Source organism: Prevotella sp. 885 (assembly GCF_002265625.1).
Lineage (GTDB): Bacteria > Bacteroidota > Bacteroidia > Bacteroidales > Bacteroidaceae > Prevotella.
In genome coordinates this window covers 1-5,199 of record NZ_NOVE01000090.1, presented here as the reverse complement: position 1 = coordinate 5,199, position 5,199 = coordinate 1, and the positions used below count along the sequence as shown (strand labels likewise).

The 5,199-nt window shown below is 42.7% G+C and carries 8 protein-coding genes; 1 reads left to right on the top strand and 7 read right to left on the bottom strand.

Going from position 1 to position 5,199, the window contains the following annotated elements; all coding sequences use genetic code 11:
* A partial coding sequence (locus CHL74_RS14770) for a GNAT family N-acetyltransferase (protein WP_094881942.1) occupies positions 1 to 792 on the top strand: 792 nt, incomplete at its 5' end.
* Positions 793 to 901: 109 nt separating this feature from the next.
* On the opposite strand, the gene CHL74_RS14765 is transcribed toward CHL74_RS14770, so the two are convergent.
* The 7 genes from CHL74_RS14765 to CHL74_RS14740 all read right to left on the bottom strand — a co-directional run bounded on the left by CHL74_RS14765 (position 902) and on the right by CHL74_RS14740 (position 4,175).
* A complete protein-coding gene (locus tag CHL74_RS14765; RefSeq protein ID WP_094881941.1) occupies positions 902 to 1,465 on the bottom strand; it encodes a hypothetical protein in 564 nt (187 codons plus the stop codon).
* A gap of 103 nt (positions 1,466 to 1,568) precedes the next feature.
* On the bottom strand, positions 1,569 to 1,778 hold the full coding sequence (locus tag CHL74_RS14760) for a hypothetical protein (RefSeq protein WP_094881940.1): 210 nt from the start codon (positions 1,776 to 1,778) through the stop codon (positions 1,569 to 1,571).
* A 13-nt stretch (positions 1,779 to 1,791) separates the two neighbouring features.
* Positions 1,792 to 1,923 carry a hypothetical protein gene (locus CHL74_RS16480; protein WP_254923343.1) on the bottom strand — a complete coding sequence of 44 codons (132 nt, stop codon included), beginning with the start codon at positions 1,921 to 1,923 and terminating at the stop codon, positions 1,792 to 1,794.
* Between the two features lie 22 nt (positions 1,924 to 1,945).
* Positions 1,946 to 2,461: a pyridoxamine 5'-phosphate oxidase family protein gene (locus CHL74_RS14755; RefSeq protein ID WP_094881939.1), complete on the bottom strand. Its 516-nt coding sequence runs from the start codon at positions 2,459 to 2,461 to the stop codon at positions 1,946 to 1,948.
* Between the two features lie 2 nt (positions 2,462 to 2,463).
* Complete coding sequence (locus CHL74_RS14750) at positions 2,464 to 3,132, bottom strand: AlkZ-related protein (protein WP_094881938.1); 669 nt, start codon at positions 3,130 to 3,132, stop codon at positions 2,464 to 2,466.
* Positions 3,133 to 3,352: 220 nt separating this feature from the next.
* Positions 3,353 to 3,535, bottom strand: coding sequence for a YccF domain-containing protein (locus CHL74_RS14745; protein WP_094881937.1), 183 nt, complete (start codon positions 3,533 to 3,535; stop codon positions 3,353 to 3,355).
* A 37-nt stretch (positions 3,536 to 3,572) separates the two neighbouring features.
* A complete protein-coding gene (locus CHL74_RS14740; RefSeq protein ID WP_094881936.1) occupies positions 3,573 to 4,175 on the bottom strand; it encodes a YqiA/YcfP family alpha/beta fold hydrolase in 603 nt (200 codons plus the stop codon).
* Positions 4,176 to 5,199 lie beyond the last annotated feature (1,024 nt).

The window sequence follows — 5,199 nt, the reverse complement described above, 5'->3', positions numbered from 1 at the left end:
ATGAATATGGCTGAAGAAATTATAAAGATACCGCTAAGTCGCTTTCGTTTAATAAAGAAGGCGACAATGACTGATTTTAAAGATATTTCAGAGTGGCTGAAAGACGCTTTTGAAAATCATAAAGAACTTTATGGGTATGCCCTTTATCATAATCTTAACGGTTTTATACTTGATGCTTTTAAGGAGAAGAAAGTCTTTGTGCTTAGATATGAAGGCAAAGCAGTGGCATTTCTCACATTCATTCCACCAAGTGAAGAATGTATAAGAATAACCTTCGATGCGGTATGTGTTAAACCTGACTTTTTGAGAATGGGCTTGGCATCATTCCTGCATAAGAGTGCTATCGAACATTATCAAAAACGAGGGTGTTTGGTTGCTGAATTGTGGAATGTATGCACCGAGTCATATAAATTAGGCAAATCGATGGGGTTTGTTAAAAAGAAAGAGGAGAAAGAAACTGACGAAGTATCCATGGTTAAGACTTTGGTAGATACAAGAAGACAGAACCGTAATGCGAATGTTAGGTTTGTGGTATGGGGCAATAGTTATGCTGATATTAACTCACAACCTAAATATAGTTGGTCTTTGAATTTTCGAAGAAATAAAAAGCCAATAATTTGTTCAATAGATTACGAGTGGACTGTAGGAATTATTCAAGATAAAAAAGTTGTTTACTCAGGAATTGCTAAACGCTTTTTTGACGTTATTCCAATAGGGGGACCTTATTTATATATAAACGAAGAAAAGGCTAAATACATTCTTGAATCAATACAACGATATTGTCATAATTAACAATTATTGTTCACATAATATATAATTACTACGGCAAAGTCAAAAATGATAAATGGCTCTGCCGTAGATAGAATAAGTTGGATTGTATTTGGTGGCTTGTCACATAAACCTAACATGCCCTCAATCCGCTCACCATACGATGAAGCTTCGCAGCGTCAGCCGTCAAGAACTCAAAGGAGTCGAAGTCGCCGTAGCAGGAGCGGTAGCCGGATAGATATTTGGCGGCGCGATAGAGTCTGTATAAGATGTTGCCGGGCTTAAGGAACACACATACCGACATCTCGTACTCGGTCTGAATGCTTCCGTCGTTGAGTGTATCTTGATAAGCTTCAAGAGCCACGTCATACACATTCTCGTTGCTGCAGAATGTGAAATGAAAAGGAGCGGTAGTCTTGTCTGTAGCCGATACGCCTCTATCCAAAAAGTTGGCAAACCATTCCAGTCTGTCGGCATCCTCGGGGCGTAACAGCAACGCGTCAAAATCACCATCCTTACGCTTTCTGCCAAAGAGATATTTAGTAGCGCTTTTCAGTTTATCCCAAAATTCAAGATGAACAAGATGGAAACTTCCATAAACAACGCGTACCTCGTCTTCTGTGGGTTCAAGAGTCCCTAAAACCATCTGATGGCTGACATCATGACATCTGCAAACAAATAATTCAGTCTTTTCCATAAATTTTAATTTAGATTAATAATAACTTTTGGCAAAAGGGCTTAGTGGTAGTCTGTTAATTGCAAATGCCATGCCATGAATTTTCTATGCGAACACGTTTCTTCTATTCTGTAGGTTTCACCACAGCTCTCCACTCCATAAACTGCTTGGTTGTTTCTCCGCTATGATGGTCGAGGAAGAGGCTGTGGGCGGTGTCGAGCTTGGCAATCGCCTGCATGTCCTCAGCATCAAGTTCAAAGTCGAAGATATTCAGATTCTCCTGCATTCGTTCCTTGTGAACAGTCTTCGGGATGATGATTACGTCGCTCTGCAACAGTCAGCGCAAGCTACTTGAGCGGCAGTCTTGCCATATTTCTCGCCAATCTGGGTGAGGGTAGGGTTGGATCAGGTTCCACCTGATAAACACCATAACCCAGTTGCGGCATTTCCACGCCATTGCTTAATTTTATCTTCTTCATAATCTATATGTTTTAATGTTCGTTATTCCATTCTGCCATATTTCATTTCCACGCCCTCCTTATCATACTGCTTGCGCTTGCCGGTTGGAGGCTCAGTAAGTGTGATGCGAACTACAGCCGTGCGTGATAGGGAACGGGCGATGCTCTGGTCGAAAGCATCCATGTGGTGAGGAAGGAAACGCTCACAGATCAGTCGGAGACCATGAATCTTCTCTGCATCCTCGGTCACTATTTCAGCCTTGCCGAATGCGATGGCTGATTTGAATTGCAGGGTGAAACTGCCGTCCTTCGGACCAACCGTAGGCGCACAACGTGTTACGGCTGAAAGGCAAACCTCGGGATGAGTCTTGATGGCCTCCAACTTCTTGCCTTCCAAGGCACCATGAAAATACCAATTCACATCATCATCTGATGCGAGTGACAGGGGTAAACCATAAGGCTTGCCTTCTTCGTCAATAAAACTGACCGTTATATACGGAGCCTTGTGCATTATTTCCAAAGCCCACTCACTATCCATTGCTCTTGATTCCTTTCTCATTTTTATCCAATTAATTTAATAATCTGTTTATCCGAAGCATCAGGCAGGATTTCTTTCAGATGCTCGAAAATCCTCTGTTGAGACTCTTCTGGAGTTCGGTTGCATTGGCAAGCCTCCCTGCCATAGAGATCTTCGGGAGTGTTGAGCAGCGACCATCCCCAGCCATATTCATGATTGTGCTTGTCGCGAGGATAGATGAAATCCTCGGTCACGATGTAAGTTGCCATTTCCAGTCGGGTGAGATAACCGTCAAACTTGCTTCTCATTCCCTTTCCCGTGAAACCGCAGGCTGCCCGAAGTTCTCTTGTGATGAGACTGCCTGTAGATTGAAGCGTGCTGAGAATGGCTCCTTCTATCGATTCTTCATCAGGGCGAGGGAACTTGCTTCTTCTGTAGTTGCAGAAGTCCGGCCACCATTCCTGGCTGATGAATCCCGCTTTCTTGTTGAAGAACTTTCCGTACATACACGGCATTTCCTGCACGATTTCGCCCTTCCATTTCCACAACGGCCAGTCCCAACCGCCTTCAGGGAAAGTTACATATCGGCAATCCTCTGCCACGATGTCTTCGGCAGAGAAGCCTTCAATGCCGCTATCAAGGAGAGGGAGGAAGCCGATTTTCTGAATCAGTTCCATCATGCCTGTTGCTGAATATATTTCTGGAAAATTCATAAGCTTCGTTCTTTATTTTATTATTATCAATTCATTCAATTTATCCTTTCTGATAATCTTAGGCTGAGCCTTGCCAGCGAGAATGAGAATCTTCTTGCCATCATTTTCTTCAAACTATTTGTTTTCAAAGATTCATATGTAAATACGTCATCAGCGCAATCTGTATCATCAGAATGGCTGGAATGCCGTATTTGAATTTCTTGTGCATCGTCTTATGGTTTTAAAATCCCAACTCCACATCCTTGCCGAATGGTGCGAGCGAAAGCCCAGCCATCTTGAAATGCTGTTTTCCCCAAGGAATGCCGATGATAGTACATGCAAGAGCCAGACTTCCTGTGAAATAACCGATGGCAGCTTCGAGACCTCCGAAGAGCCACCAAAGTAAGTTTCCTATTATGTGCATAAGATTATTCTTTTATTTATCAATTTCTGTGAAATGATTAAAAGTTTGCAGAAAACTCCATCAACATTTTCTGGGCAAGGGGAGCGTACCATGTCTTTACCTCCTGTTCAGTAGGCGTATGACCGCCAGGGAAATGGAAGGCTTGATTGTAGTGCTCCAGGAAGAGAGGGGAGAAGTGAGCCAGGGTGTCCTGCTCACCAAAAAGTCCCCACACACGATCCTTATAATATGGGTTGCAATTGTCGAACTGCACGGTTTCCAGCTCTGCAAACTCCTCTATCAGCGCCTCGTCAATCACCAGCCGCTGATTGCCGTCCCTTCTCGGTGCCTTGTATTCATGCTCGCCGATTCGCTCCTTCAGAAACTCCGTCATCATGAAATACGGATTGCCGAGCAGGGCAGGAATGCCCACCACAGGAGCCAGCATCTGGGCGAGGAATGAGCCGCAGCTGTTGCCCAGAAGCAAGTCGGGCTGCTCCCGGTCGATTATGGACCGAATCTCCTTCAATGCTTCCTTGGGGTGCAAAGGGAGGTCGGGAGTCAGCACTACAGCCGTCCCCTCAAACGCCTCTTTCAAGGCTCTCGCCATCGGACAGCTGCCCGTGGCGAAGAATCCGTGTAGGAATAATATCTTCTTCATGCTCTAATATGCAATGTCTTGTTTTGCTTTCAACTGCAAAGATACAAACTATATTCAGAAATGGATTTATACTGCTTGTTTTTTGTTGGTGCAGCAGACTGGATATCACATGCCAATGTATTCTTGTCAAAAAATGTCTTTATGTCCGCCATGCAAATATCGTACAAGAGGTAAAAACCTGTTACAAAATGAAAATCAATTCTAGAGAATCAAAAAGCTGTTTTTATGGTTTTTCCGGCATCAAAGCCACCTTTGCCACCCATCAAAGACACCCAAATTGCCCTCATAGCGCCGCTTTTACAGTCTAAAAGCGTTACTATTGCAAGACAATACTTGAGGTATTTGGTGGTAATTATGCCAATCGTAAATGTTAGTATAATCCTTACAATGGTAGATTTGGGTACCAAATATGAGAAATGCAAATGGAATGTGTTAAGACGAAAAAAGCCACCTAAGTAGGTGGCTTGCAAGCAGTTATAAAAATGTTTGTTTTAGAGCTGTCCAGGGGGTTACTTTCCGATGCACCATACGTAATCAACTGAGTATCAGTTGTTTAATGTATGTTTGAGCCGTATGAAAGCCGGACTAAAATGTAAGGATTTTTATCTCCTTAATTATCTGATATTCAGTGCTTTTTAGTCCTACTTTCCTACTTTTTTCAAGTATCTTTTTAAGCCCTTTTCTACGCCTTTCATTTTCCCACGCAAATAATGAATGTCGTTGATTCTCAATCGGTTAAGTACTGACGTGCTATTTGTGAGCCGCTTTCCTTCTGAATGAAAAGAATGTTGATTATCAGCTACTTACGATTTTCGTATTTTCACTTGGTTTCACTTGATTTCATTCATTTTATATGTCATATATCGGACCACTGGAAAAAGTGTGTGGATATCGTAGGGGTCAGCGGAAAAGTACTGGGGGTGTTTTTTATTTCATAGTATTTTGTATCTTTGCATTATGAACATGCTTGAACAATTAGCCCGTCTAGTTCTTCCCAAAGAAATACTAGACAATTTCGATATCG